This is a genomic window from Psychrobacter immobilis (genome assembly GCF_904846225.1).
Taxonomy (GTDB): Bacteria; Pseudomonadota; Gammaproteobacteria; order Pseudomonadales; family Moraxellaceae; genus Psychrobacter; species Psychrobacter immobilis_F.
This window is the reverse complement of the sequence record NZ_CAJGZJ010000010.1, coordinates 1-19,056: the sequence shown is the minus strand read 5'-3', so window position 1 is coordinate 19,056 and position 19,056 is coordinate 1. Positions and strand designations below refer to the sequence as shown.

General features: G+C 44.2%; 16 protein-coding genes. 8 read left to right on the top strand and 8 right to left on the bottom strand.

The genetic code is table 11. The features are described from left to right. Positions 1-136 precede the first annotated feature (136 nt). Complete coding sequence (locus tag JMX48_RS08275; protein WP_201536547.1) at positions 137-1,177, top strand: NAD(P)H-dependent flavin oxidoreductase; 1,041 nt, start codon at positions 137-139, stop codon at positions 1,175-1,177. Between the two features lie 4 nt (positions 1,178-1,181). On the opposite strand, the gene JMX48_RS08270 is transcribed toward JMX48_RS08275, so the two are convergent. Next, a complete protein-coding gene (locus JMX48_RS08270) occupies positions 1,182-2,132 on the bottom strand; it encodes an alpha/beta hydrolase (RefSeq protein ID WP_201536544.1) in 951 nt (316 codons plus the stop codon). Positions 2,133-2,530: 398 nt separating this feature from the next. Between JMX48_RS08270 and JMX48_RS08265 the strand changes: the two genes are divergently transcribed. Further along, positions 2,531-4,093 (top strand): MATE family efflux transporter, encoded by a 1,563-nt coding sequence (locus tag JMX48_RS08265; protein WP_201536541.1) that lies wholly within the window; start codon positions 2,531-2,533, stop codon positions 4,091-4,093. A gap of 379 nt (positions 4,094-4,472) precedes the next feature. Here JMX48_RS08265 and JMX48_RS08260 read toward each other — a convergent pair whose 3' ends face one another. Next, complete coding sequence (locus JMX48_RS08260; RefSeq protein ID WP_320158145.1) at positions 4,473-5,222, bottom strand: aspartate/glutamate racemase family protein; 750 nt, start codon at positions 5,220-5,222, stop codon at positions 4,473-4,475. Positions 5,223-5,667: 445 nt separating this feature from the next. On the opposite strand from JMX48_RS08260, the gene JMX48_RS08255 reads away from it, so the two are divergent. Then, positions 5,668-5,922, top strand: a complete 255-nt coding sequence (locus JMX48_RS08255) for a DUF2798 domain-containing protein (protein WP_201536538.1) — start codon at positions 5,668-5,670, stop codon at positions 5,920-5,922. Between the two features lie 160 nt (positions 5,923-6,082). Here the strand turns inward: JMX48_RS08255 and oppF are convergent, their stop codons facing one another. The 5 genes from oppF to JMX48_RS08230 form a co-directional block, all read right to left on the bottom strand. Then, the gene (gene oppF / locus JMX48_RS08250) at positions 6,083-7,105 is read right to left on the bottom strand and encodes a murein tripeptide/oligopeptide ABC transporter ATP binding protein OppF (RefSeq protein ID WP_201536535.1); all 1,023 of its coding nucleotides are present in this window, start codon (positions 7,103-7,105) and stop codon (positions 6,083-6,085) included. A gap of 3 nt (positions 7,106-7,108) precedes the next feature. After that, positions 7,109-8,134: an oligopeptide ABC transporter ATP-binding protein OppD gene (oppD, locus tag JMX48_RS08245; protein WP_201536721.1), complete on the bottom strand. Its 1,026-nt coding sequence runs from the start codon at positions 8,132-8,134 to the stop codon at positions 7,109-7,111. Positions 8,135-8,191: 57 nt separating this feature from the next. Next, a complete protein-coding gene (gene oppC, locus JMX48_RS08240; protein ID WP_201536532.1) occupies positions 8,192-9,097 on the bottom strand; it encodes an oligopeptide ABC transporter permease OppC in 906 nt (301 codons plus the stop codon). Between the two features lie 82 nt (positions 9,098-9,179). After that, positions 9,180-10,100, bottom strand: a complete 921-nt coding sequence (oppB, locus tag JMX48_RS08235) for an oligopeptide ABC transporter permease OppB (RefSeq protein WP_201536529.1) — start codon at positions 10,098-10,100, stop codon at positions 9,180-9,182. 157 nt (positions 10,101-10,257) lie between these two features. Further along, positions 10,258-11,931 carry an ABC transporter substrate-binding protein gene (locus JMX48_RS08230; RefSeq protein ID WP_265088775.1) on the bottom strand — a complete coding sequence of 558 codons (1,674 nt, stop codon included), beginning with the start codon at positions 11,929-11,931 and terminating at the stop codon, positions 10,258-10,260. Positions 11,932-12,805: 874 nt separating this feature from the next. Between JMX48_RS08230 and JMX48_RS08225 the strand changes: the two genes are divergently transcribed. The 5 genes from JMX48_RS08225 (at position 12,806) to JMX48_RS08205 (ending at position 18,255) form a co-directional block, all read left to right on the top strand. After that, entirely contained in the window at positions 12,806-13,972 is a 1,167-nt protein-coding gene (locus JMX48_RS08225) for a DUF2157 domain-containing protein (protein WP_201536526.1), read from the top strand. Next, the gene (locus JMX48_RS08220; protein ID WP_201536524.1) at positions 13,962-15,143 is read left to right on the top strand and encodes a DUF4401 domain-containing protein; all 1,182 of its coding nucleotides are present in this window, start codon (positions 13,962-13,964) and stop codon (positions 15,141-15,143) included. The genes JMX48_RS08225 and JMX48_RS08220 overlap by 11 nt, the downstream gene beginning before the upstream one ends. Further along, positions 15,140-15,754 (top strand): GDYXXLXY domain-containing protein, encoded by a 615-nt coding sequence (locus JMX48_RS08215; RefSeq protein ID WP_201536521.1) that lies wholly within the window; start codon positions 15,140-15,142, stop codon positions 15,752-15,754. The genes JMX48_RS08220 and JMX48_RS08215 overlap by 4 nt, the downstream gene beginning before the upstream one ends. A 218-nt stretch (positions 15,755-15,972) precedes the next feature. Then, positions 15,973-16,950 carry a zinc-binding dehydrogenase gene (locus tag JMX48_RS08210; protein ID WP_201536518.1) on the top strand — a complete coding sequence of 326 codons (978 nt, stop codon included), beginning with the start codon at positions 15,973-15,975 and terminating at the stop codon, positions 16,948-16,950. Between the two features lie 300 nt (positions 16,951-17,250). Continuing rightward, positions 17,251-18,255, top strand: coding sequence for a YhdH/YhfP family quinone oxidoreductase (locus JMX48_RS08205; protein ID WP_201536515.1), 1,005 nt, complete (start codon positions 17,251-17,253; stop codon positions 18,253-18,255). 79 nt (positions 18,256-18,334) lie between these two features. Here the strand turns inward: JMX48_RS08205 and JMX48_RS08200 are convergent, their stop codons facing one another. Then, on the bottom strand, positions 18,335-18,937 hold the full coding sequence (locus JMX48_RS08200; RefSeq protein WP_201536512.1) for a hypothetical protein: 603 nt from the start codon (positions 18,935-18,937) through the stop codon (positions 18,335-18,337). Between the last annotated feature and the right edge of the window lie 119 nt (positions 18,938-19,056).

Genomic DNA, 19,056 nt, shown 5'->3' with positions numbered 1-19,056 from the left:
AAATATTTTAACTACAACTTCGTAGTCAAAACCCACCTCTCCTATTCAGCAACTAAATAAACACTATCCAACACGCGCACCGCCTACCTCTGTTAAAGTAAGTCATGCAAATATCCTAATAAACAGGAAGCTCGTTATGACATTACTTAACACTCTCAACTTAACCTACCCCATTATCCAAGCGCCAATGGCAGGAGCCACCACCCCTGAGCTGGCGGCGACGGTGAGTAATTTTGGTGGACTCGGTTCATTAGGTTCTGGTATGACCACGCCAAACGTATTGGATAGCCAAATCAATACGATTAAAACCCTGACTGATCGACCCTTTATGATCAATCTAATGGTGTTGTCTGAGTATGACTCTAGTACCTTTGATACCGACATACCCAATTGGCTAACTGAGTATTATGACGAGCAAAATATAAAATTTTCGCTACCCGAGCGCCCTGCACAGAGCTTCGTAGATCAGCTACAAATGCTCTATGACAATCCTGTTCCTGTCGCTAGTTTTACCTTTGGCATTATCAGTGCCGAGCACGTTCAGCATCTGCAAAGTGTAGGCACACGCGTCATCGGTACGGCCAATCATCCGTTGGAAGCGAAAGCATGGAGCGATATTGGCGCAGATGCCGTCTGTGTACAAGGGGTTGAAGCGGGCGGTCATCGCGGTGGCTGGTTGTCACAAAGTGAAAGCGATCCATTGGGATTGTTAACGCTGATTAGCCAAACACGCGCTTGCACTGACATTCCTTTGATTGCCGCTGGTGGCATCATGACGGCACAGGACATCAAGGCCGTGCAGACCGCTGGTGCTGAGCTGGCGCAAATGGGGACAGCGTTTTTGACCACCGACCAATGCGGTATCAATGACACTTATAAACAGGCGTTACTTGATGCCAGTCAAGGCAAACGCAGTAGCGAGACGCGCTTAACGCGACTGTTTTCAGGCAAGCTTGCGCGTGGTTTATTAAATGGATATTTGCATGACTTTGCGCAATTTGAAAGCGCGCATGAATTACCGCCCTACCCGCAGTTAAACGCTATGACTACGTTTATGCGCGCCCACGCTGCGAAAAATGACGATGCGGAGCATTTATCCTTGTGGGTAGGACAAGGCGTCGCTTTAGTGAGAAACGAGGATACACTTGCATTACTAAAGCGTCTTGTAAAAGAATAGTCACTTACTTATTTTTAAGCGTTGCCCGAAACTTTTTATAATCTTTCGCCGTCTGATCTACCGCTTCTATCATCGGTACGTGACCGACGTCATCCATCATGATAACTTGTGCTTGCGGGATGATTTCTTTGATCAGCTCAGTCGTTTCAGGCTTGATAACTTGATCCTTATCTCCCCACACTACTAGCGTTGGAATCTTGTATTCAGCAATAACGTTGGCACGTTCCTCGACATTATCAGTGACGATTTGTTCCAAAACTTTGGCGTCTAATACTTTATTATTGAGTCTCTCTTGTGCAAACACCGCTTTTACTGACTTAGGGGCATAAGGCGGCTTGTACATGACAAAATCGTACAAGTTATAAAAGTCTTCTTTATTATTAATAAGTAGCGGATTATTCTCTAGCGTTGCGCCTTCTAATGACTTAGGAAGACCCGCTGACCAAAATCCAGCACTATCGACTAGCCACAAGCTTTTGACATCTTGCGGATATTTTGCCGCATAAGCCACACCAATAGCGCCACCCATCGAGTTACCACCGACATGAACGCTTGCTGCCAACCCTTTAGCTTGCATTAACTCATGTAAGCGCGTGGCTTGCGCATCCGCACGATAATCTGCCTCCATTGGCTTACTAGAATTACCGAAGCCAAGCAAATCAGGGATGATCAAATGGTAGTCTTTTAATTGATTGGCAATGCGGGTGAAGTTATCCTTATCACCGCCAAAACCATGAATCAATAATAAAGGCTCGCCTGTTATATTAGCATTTTCGGTATAAACCAATGTATCGCCTGAAGCTAACATAAGTGCTTTGGTCTCAAGGTCTGCTTTATTGCGCTCGTACTGCACGAGCTTTTGAGTGGTATTCACCGCAAGCTTATTGGGCGCGGTGGTACAGCCTACGACAGAAAGACTTAGCAGAGTAGCTAAGCCTAAGCGTTTTAATAGCATCAAACGTTCCTCAATAATATCTGGCGGAATAAATTCAAAATCATAATCCTAGTACCCGCTCATTTCAAGCGTAAACCATGACCGCCACGATGTGAAAAAATACTGGAAAAAATGACGTTGTGGCGTCTCTATCACCATGAGCGGAACAAGATATTGCATGAGTAAAGCCATGATAGGCAAGTGAGTGATCAGCGCACTTAGTAACGACAACAGATTATGTCGGTACTTTATTTGATTACCACTCTAATAAAGATGGCACGAGCATTCTGATTTATAATAGGTATTTTTATCTCATTAAACATTACTGCATTAATCCTAAGTTAGTTATCTACCCTCTTTCGTAGGACGCATTTCTACCATCAACCGAAGCCCATTTGAATGGCGTAGAAGGAAAGACATTGAGCGACACCACTACTTCCACTGATAAACGGCGCGACCTCACCGAAGGGTCGATTGCCAAAACGATGCTGCTGTTTGCATTGCCAACACTTGGATCATCGGCACTACAGTCGTTAAACGGGTCGATCAATGCCGTTTGGGTAGGCCGGTTTTTGGGTGAAGAAGCGCTGGCAGCGACGGCGAACGGTAACATCTTGATGTTTATACTGATCTCCTTCGTTTTCGGTTTCGGTATGGCGTCTACTATTTTGATTGGTCAGGCCATGGGCCGCCGTGACGACGCCATGGTTAAGAAAACCATGGGAACGGCGCTCGGTAGCATTATTCCGATCAGTATACTGGTGTCGGCAGCTGGGTGGATATGTGGTCCGATGCTACTTGATCTGCTGGGCACACCGCCAAGTGCAGTAGACCTTGCCCTGACCTATCTGCGGATGATTTTTGTTGCGATGCCTGTCACACTGACGTTTACGCTGATAATGATGGCACTACGCGGAACGGGCGATTCTACGACGCCGCTTTGGTTTATCATTATATCGGTGGCTCTTGATCTGATTTTGACACCGACGCTGATTTTGGGTTTGGGACCCTTTCCCGAATGGGGTATATTTGGTGCAGCCTTTGCAACCGCCATTGCCAATACGCTAGCGCTTATTGGCATGGTCGTCACTATGTACCTGCGTGGCTCGGTGCTGACACTCAGGTTGCCAGAGCTTCACTTCTTACGCGCAGATCGAGAAATCCTAAAGTCGATGTTCTCAAAAGGCTTGCCGATGGGCCTGCAGATGATCGTCATCTCTTCGGCGGCGTTGACGATGCTGTCACTGATCAACCGCGAGGGTGTACAGACGACAGCCGCTTATAGCGCAACTCAGCAGCTTTGGACATACGTGCAGATGCCTGCAATGGCGCTAAGTGCCGCAGCCAGTGCGATGGTCGCACAAAATATCGGTGCCGATCAATGGAGCAGGGTCGCGGGTATCACACGATGGGGACTCATTTTTAACGTGATACTGACAGGGTTTATTATCGCGATACTAACCATTTTTGATGGAACCATTCTGAGCCTTTTTCTGGGTAGTGATAGTAAAGCGGTACCAATCGGACAACATATTCAGTCAATGGCGACATGGGGCTTTGTCTTTTTTGGGATCGCGCAAGTGCTGTTTGGCACCATGCGTGCAAACGGCTATGTGATTTGGCCGCTAATCGTCATGGTGATTTCGATGTATCCAGTGCGCCTTGGATTTGCTTTTGGGCTTTATCCATTGCTGGGAGAAGATGCGCTTTGGTTGTCATTTCCAGCAGGCATGGTAGCCACTGCGCTGATGGGAGCAGGATTGTATCTGCATGGCGGATGGCGCAAGGGTAAAAAATTGGTCGCAGAAGAGGCTGCGCAAGGGAGTGAGGGCTATCGCGTGCACGGCGGCACCTCTGCATCGTGTCGTGATATTGCACCGACGACTGTGTGGAAACTATTACCTTTACGCCGTATCACAATATTACATCGACGACTTCAAAGACGACTTTATAGACGCCGTCTAATAAAGACCAATAAATGACAATCGCGTGGTTCATATATACACGCTTGGCTTGACGGCTTTGTTCATTGATATGGCAAGTAAACTGTTCGTAAGACCTGCTTATTACCGCATATCTAAATTCGATGATATAGTCGATTCACTTTAAATCCGGTACAGTGCTGCTGGTATAGATTTTTTGCAGCCTCTGTCACGCTTGCGAACAGCACGCTAGAAAAATCTATATCAGTAGTACGTAGCTATTAACGTATCGATTTTATTTCGAACTGACTATATAGTCAAAATATCTGAAAAGCGCGTGATAATATTTGACCGTATTTTATTTAAAATTGACTATATCAGAAAGATTGGTGTATCGAAGCATTCACTAAGCTAAGGGTGTACTGTCAAAACAGTCAAACTATGCATTATCTAATAAAAAATCAACCGCTGCCGCGGCATGAATAGCAGTGGTATCGAATACTGGAATTGGACTATCGGCTTGGCTTATCAATAATCCGATTTCGGTACAGCCTAATATCACGCCTTCTGCCCCTTTATCGGCCAAATCTTTAATCACTTGGCTATAATAATGCCGTGAGCTGTCTTTAAATTGACCGACACAAAGCTCTTTTTTAATAATACGATGCACCTCTGTACGCGCCTCTTCTTCTGGTATCACTACCTGTAAACCTGCATCCATAAGACGCTGCTTATAAAAATCCTGCGTCATCGTAAACTGAGTGCCCAGTAAAGCAATTTTAGATATATTTTGTTTTTTGATAGCGTCAATAGTGGCATCAGCGATATGAATCAAAGGTAAATCGGTCACCTCTTTTACTGCATCAAACAGCTTGTGCATCGTATTGGAGGCGATCATTAGTCCTTGTGCGTCAGCGGCTTGTAAACGTTTGGCACTATTCGCCATGAGAACACCCAACGCTTCCCAGTCACCTTTCTCTTGTAATTCATTAATCAAACCAAATTCTACGCTATGAATCAGCAAATCTGCTGAATGTAACTCACCAAGCTTACCTTTTATACCTTCGTTGATCAGACGATAATAGCTCTCGGTACTCTCCCAGCTCATGCCACCGATGATACCTAAGGTTCTTTGCTTAGAGATTTTTTGCTCTGAAGATTGTGATGGTGTTTCTTTTTCCATGCTCATCGTTTTGCCTTTTTAATAGTTATCTTTATAGGTATGCATATACTTATCTTAGCGCGTTAAACTATAATCAGATCCCTATAAATCCGCTACATCGTCACCCACGCTTGATGTACCACTTGTACTATCTGTGCATGGCTTCCTTGTATCGAAATTATTTGGCTTCGACTATATAACAACCCCGATAATTAATAATAAACAATTTACCAATGCGATGCTAAACTATAGTCAAAGAACAATAGATTAGCTACAGTACTGCTGGGATGAATTTTTTGAAGCCTCTGTCTGCTTAGGCACAGCAAGCGAGGAAGCTTTATACCAGCAGTATCTGATGTATCAATTTAACTTTTCGATCACTATATGATAACCAGCGCTAATCAACACTAATACTTATTCCTTCTTCATCACTCAATTTCTGTATCTAAAAAGACTACCTAAGTAGAAAATTATGGCAACCCTCCCTACGCTCAGAATTCGCACACGCCGCAAATACTATCGACTCATATTTACGGGTCTGATGGCAATGATGATGTCACTCATTATCTCAGCGGCATTGATCACCGTAAAAACAGGCATCCATGATGGATTTTTGATGACTTTGCTACAGTCGTGGGGATTGGCATTTATGTTTGCGTGGCCAAGCGCTTATATCTGTGCCTATTTAATCCAAGAGCACGTGCTGAGTCGCATTGAGTTTTATTAAAGCGATCATCACAATACATACCCTTATCCATAAAAATACCAAAGACGATTTTTAATCACCTTTGGTATTTTTTAGTTTGGTATTGCTGAATACAACCACCCACTTTTAAACAATCATCTGCTTATAGGTGAATGACCGTCTTGTCCCAAAGCCCGCCTTACTACGCTACTTTGTTTTTTAGACACGCCACTTGATGATTGGCGTTACCTTCTAGCACCGGTTTAATCTGTGCGCATTCCTCATCCGCTAGCGGACAGCGGGTTCGAAACACGCAACCTGATGGCGGATTGATTGGGCTTGGCAAATCGCCTTCTAATAGCTGAATGACTTTATTGCGCTCCGCAATCGGATCCGGTATGGGCACGGCAGACATCAATGCTTGGGTATAAGGATGAGTTGGATTGTCATATACGGCTTTGTTGACCCCAAGCTCAGCGGCATTACCCAAATACATGACCAGTACCCGATCGGCAATATGCTTAATCACAGACAGATCATGAGCGATGAAGATAAGCGCCAGTCCCATCTCTTCTTGGACATCTTGCAATAAGTTAATGACCTGCGCCTGAATGGAGACATCAAGAGCAGAGACTGGCTCATCACAGATAATGATTTTAGGTTTTAGAATCAAGGCTCGAGCAATACCGATGCGCTGACACTGACCGCCCGAAAATTCGTGCGGATATCTATTAATCTGATTGGGTAGTAACCCAACCTTTTTCATGATCTCGCGTACCTCGGTTTGCACCTCAGTCTTTTTCATTTTTGGATAGTAAGTACGAAACGGTTCGGCAATAATATCTCCCACTGTCATACGTGGGTTAAGGGACGCTAGCGGGTCTTGAAAAATCATTTGAATGTCTTTGCGCTTCATTCTCATGGTTTTTTTGGACGCGCCCACCAGTTCTTCATCATTGAACATGATGCTACCAGAATTGGCTTCTATCAAGCCCACGATAGTACGAGCTAACGTCGATTTACCGCAGCCTGACTCACCCACCACACCCAAAGTCTCGCCAGCAAATATCTCAAACGAGACGCCATTGACTGCCTTTAAAGTGGCTGGTTTTTGCCAAAAGTACCCGCCTTTTCGTTTGATATTAAAAGTGGTGTGAATGTCACGCACTTTCAGTAACGGTATTTTATTATCGTTATCGCTGCTATAAGAATTCTGTGTCATCATAGTTTACCCTTCTATCCCTGATTGATTATTGGCATCGATATCTGCCGAGGTATCAGTGTCTGTTTCAGGGTGCCAATGACATGCGCGCTGACGATTGTGCGGCAAAAACTCAAGTGGCGGCGGTGTATCACGGCAGATATCCATCGCATGAGAGCAGCGCTCATAAAAAGGACAACCCGCAGGCAAGTCCAATAAATTTGGTGGGCTGCCCGGAATCGTCTCAAGCTTGCCCATCTCGTTGTCGAGACGCGGAATGGCTTTTAATAGTCCGATAGTATACGGATGACTTGGGGTATAAAAAATCTCTTCAGTCTCTCCATATGCCATCGTGCGACCCGCATACATCACTAGGACACGATCACAGATACCTGCCACCACGCCTAGATCATGAGTAATCATGATGATCGTCGTCCCGAAGTCGCGCTTTAGCTCATTCAATAGCACCATGATTTGTGCCTGAACCGTCACATCAAGTGCCGTGGTAGGCTCATCAGCGATCAACAGCTTAGGTCGGCACAGTAATGCCATCGCAATCATAACCCGTTGACGCATACCGCCTGAGAACTCATGGGGATACATGCCAATACGGTTTTTGGCCTCTGGGATTTTGACCGCATCTAGCATGCGTACCGACTCTGCCCACGCCTCTTTTTTACCCATACCTTTATGCAAGGTCAATACTTCGGCGAGCTGATCGCCTATCTTCATATAAGGATTGAGCGAGGTCATGGGATCTTGGAAGATCATCGCCACTTCTTCGGCGCGGATTTTATTCAGCGCCTTTTGCGATAAACCTAATAGCTCCTTACCTTGAAAGCGCACCGAGCCTTTGGTGTGACCGTTTTTTGCCAGCAGTCCCATAATGGCAAAAGCCGTCTGCGACTTGCCAGATCCTGATTCGCCAACGATGCCTAATGTCTCACCTTCATGGAGATCAAAATTCAAGCCATTGACTGCGGTCACCAGACCATCCTCAGTCTTGAACTGAACGGATAAATCTTTGACTTCCAACAAACTGGTCGGAGGCATAATGAGACTGTCATTCGTACTGTTACTGAAATTCTTAGTTACCACGGTGTCACTCTCCTAGCGGTCTTTAGGGTCAAACGCATCACGTAGACCATCGCCAATAAAGTTAAAGCAAAATAAAGTAATGACCAAAAAGGCGGACGGAATCAAAATCTGCCAAGGCGCTACTTGCATGGTACGAGAGCCTTCTTGCAGTAGTGCACCCCAGCTGGTCATCGGTTCTTGCACACCCAGTCCCAAAAAGCTCAAAAACGACTCAAACAAAATCATCGTCGGCACCAATAGCGACGCATATATCACGACCACGCCCAGCACGTTAGGGACGATATGGCGCAGGATAATATTAAATCCTGAGACGCCGCCCACATGTGCCGCTTCGATAAACTCTCGGCTCTTAAGACTGAGCGTTTGACCACGGACGATTCGAGCAACATCCAACCAAGAAACCAGTCCAATTGCGACGAAGATTAAGATTAGGTTGCGCCCAAATATCGTGACCAATAAAATCACAAAAAACATAAACGGAAAGGCGCTCAAGATCTCTAAAAAACGCATCATAATCATATCGACTTTGCCGCCAAGATAACCTGACGTCGCGCCGTATACCGTACCGAAAAGCACGGCAACCGTTGCACCAGCGATTCCAACCATCAAGGAGATACGGCCACCAACGGCGGTGCGAACCAATAAATCTCGGCCAAGTGAATCGGTACCAAAGTAATGCTTGTTTTCGATGGAGGGTGCCGCTTGCATAAAGTTCCAGTCAGTTTCGGCATAACCAAAAGGGGCAAACAAAGGAACAAATATGACAAAAGCGCCAATGAGCAATAAGATAAAAAAGCTAGCAACGGCCGCTTTGTTTTGATAAAAACGTCGCCATGCATCTTGCCAAAGACTTCGGCCTTTAATCTCTTTAGCGGGCGACACGATAAAGTCGGTCGGCTGGTCTACAATAAGGCTCATAGTGGTCCTTGTAATGATCTACTTAAATAATTCATTCTATTTAATACTGAATAGTTAATGCTGAATGATTAGTACTGAATAATTAGTACTGGATTTTTGGGTCAATCATGGCGTATAAAATATCGACAATGGCATTAAAAGCGATAGTCAGTACACCCACCAAAATGGTCAAACTCAGCACCACACCATAATCACGATTGAGTGCACCATTGACAAATAACTGTCCGATACCGGGCAAACCAAAAATGGTCTCAATCACGATAGAGCCAGTAATGATACCGACGAAGGCTGGGCCTAAATAGGAAATAACGGGCAACAAAGCCGGTCTGAGCGCGTGCTTCATGACGATCTGGCGCATCGGCAAGCCTTTGGCTCTAGCCGTTCGAATATATTGGCTATTCATCACCTCAATCATCGAACCACGCATAATCCTCGCGATACTGGCCGTATAGGCCAACGCTAAGGCCGTGACGGGTAGCACCAGATTTCGTAACGCGCCATCATTCCAACCACCGGCCGGTAGCCAGTGCAAAATAATCGCAAAGATGAGTACTAGTAACGGTGCTTTGACAAAGCTTGGAATTACCACCCCAGTCATCGCAAACGCCATCAGCACATAATCCAACCATGAGTTTTGCTTAAGCGCCGCCAATACTCCAAAAATCAGCCCCAAGCTCAATGCTAAGATAAACGCATAAACCCCAAGCTCCATGGACACTGGAAACGACTGTGACAATAATTCATTGACCGTGTAGTCTTTATATTTAAAGGACGGTCCAAGGTCGCCGACAGCAAGCTGCCCTAGATAATGGATATACTGTAACCACAATGGATCGTTAAGATTGTACTTGGCTTCAATATTGGCCAATACCGCTGGTGATAAAGTACGCTCGCCGGAGAAAGGATTGCCGGGCGCTAAGCGCATCATAAAAAAGGAGACAGTTATCAAAACAAATAAGGTCGGGATGGCCTCTAAAATACGCCGAAAAATCAGTTTTAACATAATACCTCTTGATGGAAGTGCCCCCTCCTAAGCTTGATTCAAGCGGGAAGGATACAACAGATGTAACACGCAGTAATAGCTTACTCGCAATAGCAGCGAGTGCGATGAATCAGCCGAAGCCTCCTGCACCGCACTCGCTTGTCAAAAACTTGATCTATCAGTGTTTGGCAATGGACAAATCTTTTGCCTGCCAGTTGTTCAAGGCATCTTTCATTGGGAAGCCAATGACATAAGGCTTGATTAAACGAGGGCTAACATAGTGATATACATTTAACAAAGGCATGTCTTGATCAAGCTGAGCCTCGGCTTTGTTGTATAAATCGACACGCTGCTCAGGCGTCGTACCTGCTTTTAGTGTTTGTGCCATTAGGCTGTCAAAGTTGGCATTGGTGTATTTGCCGTGGTTGTTACTATTGCCTGTTTTTAAGATGTTCAAGAAGGTTGATGCTTCGTTGTAATCACCACACCAGCCAGCGCGCGCGATTTGATAGTTACCATTACGGCGAGTATCGAGGTAGGTTTTCCATTCTTTATTGATCAAGCTGACATCGACGAAGCCAAGCGCTTGTTTCCATAACGAGGCAACGGCGAGTGCTGTTTTCTTATGGCTGTCATTGGTGTTGTATAGCAGCTCAAAGGTCAGTGGATTTTGCTCGTTATAGCCTGCTTCATTCAGCAGCTTTTTGGCTTCTTTGATACGTTTTTCTTTGTCCCACGTTGACCATTCTGGCGTATTTTTGACACCGCCATTAGTCGCGACTGGCGTCAGCTGATAAGCGGCGGTTTGCCCTTGACCGATGACTTTATCTACTACAGTGTCACGATCTAATGCCAAGGCGAGCGCACGACGTACTTTGACATCATTAAATGGCGGTTTGACGTTGTTAAACTCATAATAATACGTACACAGATAAGGAGAAACGGTTAGCTCATCACCAAGCTGCTCTTTGAGAGACGCAAATTGCTCAGTCGGGATTTCATTGTAGGTCATGTCAATCTCGCCTGCCTGATAGCGTGCCACATCCGTGGTGCTAGAAGGAATGGCGAGCATCGTAACGGTATCGATTTTGGTATTGGCATCATCATAGTATTCAGGATTGCGGGTCAAGACGATTTGGTCATTGACTTGCCATTTGCTGACTTTGTAAGGGCCATTGACCACGATATTGGCAGGATCAGTCCATTTGTCACCAAATTCTTCGACGTTCTTTTTATTGACGGGTTTGACCGAGTTATGAATCATCATGTCTGGAAAATAAGGCACCGGCTCTGATAAGGTCACTTGCAGCGTCTTGTCATCGATTGCTTTGACGCCAAGGGTGTCGATACCCGCTTTACCTTCTACGATTTGCTCAGCGCCTACGATTTTGGCATCGACTAGATAGCTCGAATAAGGGGACGCGGTCTCTGGATCGACCAGACGGCGGAGGCTATAAGCGAAATCTTCTGCTGTCACAGGATCGCCATTTGACCACTTGGCATCACGCAGTTTAAACGTCCAGACTTTATTGTCTGGACTTTCCCAACTGGTCGCCATACCCGGAATGGTTTTGCCATCCGCATCAGTATTGGTCAAACCCTCAAACATCTGACGGTCGATACCCGCTTCCGGCACGCCTGATACTTTGTGCGGATCCAGCGATTCTGGCTCGGCAGCGTTATTAACAACCAATTCTTGTTTGTCAGCCAATACCGTTGGATCAATATCAGAGGATTTGCTGGTAGGGCTATCCGTTGCAGACTTATCACTACAGCCTGTCATAAACATAGCAAGTACTAGAGAGGTGGGCAAAAAAACAGACGTCAAAAGGTGATTAGGAGTGCGCATCATATAATATCTATCCTGACTGGTAAGTGGCTGATCGGATCAACTAATGGCTAGCGATTCGATTTAATATATCCGTATATTGACACTATCGATTACTTATCCGATTACTCATCATGGAAATCGTTGATAAGGCATCGAGGCACTACTGAAGTTATTTTCTTGAATACGCTTCAAGTCGCTTACTCTGATTGCAAATCGAAATTCAATTTTTATATCGTTGATAGTTAATAGTCTATTATTGACTTATAACCATCGAGTTGCAAACTCACAATCAAGATTCAGTAGTGTTAGCTCCAATAGCTTTACATAACTATTAGTAACATTTTGGACAACCATTAGTAATAAAAATTGATACCAATGTCAATAATTTTTTATTACTAACAGGTGAGGGAAAGGAACATACAAAGCCATTTTGGCCGATAAAAACCAAATACAATCTTGATGACTTTATAATTTTTATACCTATTTATTGCCTTTCATCAGCAATATAATACCGCTGATTAAAAAACTGTATGCTGACTATTAATCGCTGCTTTTTAGTTGTTAGTTATCATTGCCGAGTAAGTCAATTCAAGGCTTTCAAGAAAATCGGTCTAAAAAAATCATAACTTGCACTTATAAAACTGTGGTTGACAACTTATCATTTGGTGTCAGTTTTAAGCCGATTTTGAGATGCAATATTGTTGTAAATACTTTGCTCTCGATCAAAAACTTTAGCTGTCTTACAGCGCTCCAATTATTTTATTTTTCAGCTGATTTATTTTTGTAAGACGGTGCGTTAAGTTTATGAAGCGCTCACAGGTAATTGATAATAGATATCACTGCCTCATGAAAACAGCTAAGATAGTCTTCACACTGTTTTTAATGAGAGCGTGCTATGAGCCAGTCAAGACGCACTATTGAGCATTTGCTGAAACGCGGTATTCTCCCCATTACCCGCGCCGGTGCAGCAGCCACTCATCTAGAAGTTTACCCTAGCAGACGTACGTGGCTGAGCTTTTTTGATAAAGCGCTGCTCATTATCGGCGTGGTCGCATTGGTATTATCACTGGTGTTTTTTATTGCCTATAACTGGCAAAGCATGGGGAAAATGGGTAAGTTCGCGTTGGTAGAAGGGGCGCTGGTCATTACTATCGCGCTTTATGTGGCATTGTCTTTCAGACGACGGTTTCAGCTCATTCGCCAGTTATTATTGCTCATCGCTAGTGTGATTACTGGCAGTTTACTGGCTTTACTTGGGCAAATTTATCAGACGGGTGCGGACACGTGGCAGCTGTTTTTTGCATGGGCGTTATTGATTACACCTTGGGTCATCATCGCACGCTTCCCTGCGCTTTGGTTATTGTGGTTGGGTCTACTAAATACGGTAACTTTGTTTTATGTCAATACCTCAAGTTTTTCGAACTTTGGATATCAAGACTTTTGGCAATTTACGGCAATCACTGTCATTAATTTTGTCGCTTTTTACTTATGGCTGCTCTGCTTTGAAGACAAACGTGATTCAGGGCTTTCTGATTTAAGATTCTCTAATTTAACCCTCTCTGATTTAAGCCTTTCTAGCGTCACTGCTGATATTGCTACCAATCGCCAATCCAACACCTTCAATCTCACCAGCACTGCCGCCAAATCCAGTCTGCATTGGAGTACTTACGTTGTCGCTCTCCTCAGTACCTATACCGTCACTTATCTAACGATCAGCACTTTTTTTGATAATAAAAACATGCTGCTGTTCTTAGTCGCCGCGTTATTGTGGCTAGGTTGGTGTGTGTTTATGCATTGGCGTTTTCGCAAGCGTACGACTGATTTGCTGATGTTGACTTACCTATCAGGCTCGGTGATTGCGGTTGTTGTCTTTATTTTAGGAAAATCACTGCTGAGCAATTTTGACGCTGGCGGTTTCTTATTGTTAGGGCTGATAGTGATTGGCATGAGTTCAGCGGCGGTTGTGTGGCTACGCAAAGTCGCCCGTATGAAAAACGAGAACAATGTGCCCCATGCTAATGTGCCCCATACTATAGTCAAGGGGAGCGATAATGAGTCATAACCTTAATAGCCCCAACAATCATGAGCAAGATGATAGTCTTTTGCTATTACAACAGCACGGGTTAATCGACGAGCAATATGTGAACAGCGGTCTGTTAAAAGAGACCGAATCTGTAGAATATACGCCTTGGTTTATCAATGCACTTTTTGGTTTTAGCGGGATATTTGCCAGTCTATTATTCATTGGGTTTTTGACGTTAATATTATTTGAGACTGAGATTTTTGACAGTGCCGCTGGACTATTAATCACTGGCGGCATATTGAGCGTCATTGGCTGGTATTTATTTTATAACGCGCATCTACGTCATAGCCCATTTTGGAACAGCTTAGCCTTTGCGATTACTGTTGCGGGTCAAGGTTATATTGCCTTTGCTTTATTGGCTGATGAGATTGAACAGCCTGTGAATATCATCATCTTGCTACTGATACAGTTATTTATGACGATCGTCATGCCCAATTTTATCTACCGTCTAGTAAGCAGTATGACAGCACTGATCTGTGTGGTTTATTTACTCAGTTATTATCAGCTGTCCGAGATTAGTTTGGGATTACTGGCATTCATCACCATTGTGGCCAATTTGCAACGTTATTCGATATTGCAACGCGTCAACGTTAAATGGCGGGCAGGCGCTTTTGATATCAGCCAAGCGCTCTCCTATGCCAGTGCTCTGATACTGCTTGTCTTCTCAGTTTATGTGGTTGCGGGCGAATATGGTCATGATTTTTTTAATAGCGACGAGGCGTTTCGTTATAATTATATCGTCGCGCAGGGGCTGTTAATATTGGCGAGCCTATATGCGCTCTATCTGATTCTGAGGCGCTACGATGTTAAATTGCTCTCAAAGTATGGCGCTATCATGGTCTGTGCCACCCTCGTTCTTGGTATAACGTCGATTTATGTCTCAGGATTACTCGTGACCAGTTTGATTATTATCATCGCCATGTCTAATAGCCAGCGCACCCTATTGGGCGTCGGTATATTCGCTTTAGTGAGCTATATCTTTTGGTATTATTATCAGCTTGATACGTCATTGCTACTGAAGTCCGCTTCGATGCTCCTCATCGGTATCGTCATGCTGTTGATGCGCTGGATGCTGATTAAACGTTATTTTGGGATTAGTAAAAGGAATGAAAAAGCACTGGTAGATAATGATAAGGAGCGCTTGTCATGAGTAATATAAACGACCCACTGCTAGCGCAAAAACCCTTAGCCAAACCGCTACCATGGTGGCAAAAACGGATGGTCACTATCAGCGTTGCGCTATTGGCTTTGATAATAATCATCGCCATAATGACCATCAATGTCGCAAAATACGAAACGCATCTTGCCAGTGGTGAACCCGTGTTATTGCAACTTGCCCCTGTCGACCCGCGCGGTTTTATGCAAGGGGATTATATGACGCTCAGTTACGCGTTAGAGCGTGATATTTTATACACGCTTGAAAAAGCGAGCGACTTTGATAAAGCAGCGGATGGCTATGTGATCGTTGCATTAGATAAGCATGACGTTGGGCGTTTTGTGCGCTTGGCTGACCGTTATCAGCCTGACACTTTAGCCGCTGATGAGATGGCTATTCATTACCGTGTGCGTAGCGGCTCGGTCAAGCTTGCGACCAATGCTTTTTTCTTTCAAGAAGGTCATGCTGAGGCATTCGAAAATGCACAATACGGCTTATTCCGTGTCAATGATAAAGGTGATCCGCTCTTGACCAATCTCGTTAACGAGACGTTTGCAGTGATTGATCCGTCAAATCTAAGTGAAGCACAGATTAATAATAATTAAAACCAGATGAGTGATACTTCACGATTGTAAGCAACCGCTAACCTTATTTAACCAAATAAGTACTGATAATAGGGAGGCTGACTTGTTACTGTGGTGACCTGATTGTGCGCTTTTATACAAAACATCTATTCATAATAACCGACTCATAATAACTGATTAATAATAGTCGACCTGTTAAGTACGATCATTCCATCAAAAAATAAATAAAGGAAATTCATATGCGTAGTGCTATTCATAAAAGCTTTGGTAAACCTGCTGATGTATTGAGCATTGGCGACAGTCCTATGCCGCAGCCTGCTGCCAATGAAGTGCGTATCAAAACCATTCTCTCCCCCATTCACAACCATGATTTATTGACGATCAGTGGTCAATATGGCTACAAGCCTGAGTTGCCAGCCATCGGTGGTAGTGAGGCGCTAGGCATTATCGATGCTGTGGGCGATGACGTCACAGACCTGAGTGTCGGACAGCGCGTGGCTTGCGCCAGTGTACACGAAACGTGGGCAGAGTATTTTGTCGCCCCTGCCAGCATGGTATTTGTCATCCCTGATGCCATCGAAGATGAGCTGGCGGCGCAGCTGATTGCGATGCCGCTATCTGCCTTAATGCTGCTAGAATTCTTAGAAGTGGATAGTGGACAATGGATCATTCACAATGCGGCAAACGGCGCAGTGGGTAAAACGCTTGCCATGCTCGCATCGGCACGCGGCGTGAAAACCATTAACCTAGTGCGTAGCAAAGACTCAGTAGAAGAGCTGACCGCGCTCGGCATCAAAAACAACGTCGTCACCGCTGATGACGATTGGAAAGACCAAGTCCGCGCTATCATCGGCGATGACAAGATAACAGCTGCCGTTGACTCGGTCGGTGGTGAGTCGAGTAATGAGCTGCTATCGCTACTGGGTAGCAATGGCACGCTGGTCTCATTTGGTATCATGTCAGGCAAACCCATGTCATTGGACGCGGGCAGCCTCATCTTTAAGCAAGCTGTTGTCAAAGGTTTCTGGGGCAGTAAAACCAGCCAAGAAATGGATGTTGAAAACAAACAGCGTCTGATTGATGAATTGCTAGAACGCGCGACCAACGGCGATTTAAAACTACCGATTGAAGCCATTTATAGTTTGGATGACATCACCACCGCGGTCTCTGGACAAGTACAGTCAGCCAAAAAAGGCAAAGTATTGCTTAAGCCTTAACGTTTTAAGCAATCTTTAGTGTTTCGATATTGCATAAAAGAAGCTCATGATTTCATGGGCTTTTTTTGGTTTAGCCGCAAGAGTCAATGTTTTTATATAGCCAAAACACCTTAAAAATGTGACGGTACTGCTGTTATCAATTTTTTGCCGCCTCTGTCTGCGCAGGCACAGCAAGCAAGAAAAATTGATAATAGCAGTGCGTAAGGTATCAATACTACTTTGCACTGACTATAGTAAAAATAATTATAAGAATCACTCATTATTGCCCACACAACAATAAAGCAAACAAGGAAAATAATCATGTCGAATAACACAACGTTTAATGCCCTCGTGGTTGAAGAAAATACTAATGGCACCTTTAGCAAAAGTATTCAAAAAAGACACGTAAATGATCTTCCTGACAATGAGCTGTTAATCGAGGTGCATTACTCCTCCCTCAACTATAAAGACGCGATGTCAGCCGCTGGTAATAAGATGATTACCAAAAACTATCCCCATACTCCTGGAATTGATGCGGCTGGTATCGTGATTAGCGACAAATCAGGGACTTTTACGGTAGGGCAAGAAATACTGGTATTTGGTTATGATTTGGGTATGGAAACGCCGGGCGGTTTGGGTCAAATGATTTCAATTCCAGCAAATTGGGCGCTCCCCTGCCCGTCATCGCTTACCTTAAAAGAAGCCATGTGCTACGGCACCGGTGGTTTGACGGCGGCGTTGTGTATTCAAAAACTAGAAAAAATAGGCGCAAAACCAAGCGATGGCCCAGTCGCTGTCACGGGCGCGACTGGCGGCGTGGGCAGTATCAGCATCGCGATTTTGAAGCAGTTGGGCTATGAGGTCATTGCCTTCTCTGGCAAACCAGAACAAAGCGAGCATCTAAAAAACTTGGGTGCAAGTGATGTGCGTCATCGCGATACGATCAATGAAGTGGGCAGTAAACCTGTCGGTCGCGAATTATGGGCAAACGCCATTGATACCTTGGGCGGCGACTACTTGGCAAACTTACTCAAACAAACCAAGTCAGGCGGCGCAGTATCTGCTTGCGGCTTAGCCTCATCAACAGAGCTTGAGATGACCGTATTGCCGTTTATCATTCGCGGCATCTCTTTATTGGGCATCGATTCGGTGACGATACCATTGGCTGAAAAGCAGGAAATTTGGACACGTGTTGCGACCGATATGAAGCTGCCTGATATTGAGCAATACTGTGAAGAAATCACCTTAGAGCAAACGCTAGAATATCTGGAGCGCTTCATTGCCAATAAAGTTGTGGGTCGTTATGTGGTGAATGTGCGGGGTTAAGGTTTTTGGTTTAGAAGTTAGGTTTTTGGATGATGGCAGCGCTCCTTTTGGGGTGCTGCTTTTTTTAGTTTTTAAAAGATTATTGTTTGATATCGAATACTATGTTTTTAACGTCAAATTCGTTACAGTTAATTCTTGGTGTCTCCAATCCTTCAACATTATAGAAATTGGACATTAGCTTTACTGCACTGTCAAAATTATCTTGAGTCGGATCTAGTATTTCAGAGTAAATGGATAGTTTGTCTAATTTAAGGGTGGTACTCAATGTTCTAACAACTAAGTCTTGAACATTCGAATGTAAATACTCAATATTATAATCAATGGTCACTGCTATATAACCGTTTTGTATCTTTCCAAAAGTTATCTTTGATACAGATACAGGATGATGTGTATATAGTATATAAACCGAAGAATCGATATAGCCTGTATCAGGATACACTGGAAAATCGAAGGTTTGATTCTCAAGTTTATGTACATCATCAATCTTGAAATTAATGAATTCTAGAATAAAAGAAGTATTTATAATTTCATCATCTACTTCAAACTCCTCTAGCTCAACTTCGATGCTATAGAATAGTGTCGTAGGAATGTCAACATGCTCATTCTCAAATATTAGACCATCAATCTTTCCACCTTTAGGAACAATCAAGTCATAGTTTAATAGCTTATTTTCATCAGTCATTAGATAGTCCGTTGTCTAGTAAGAATATCGGGATTTGCGTTCATTTGCGTTCATTTGCGTTCATTTGCGTTCATTTGCGTTCATTTGCGTTCATTTGCGTTCATTTGCGTTCATTTGCG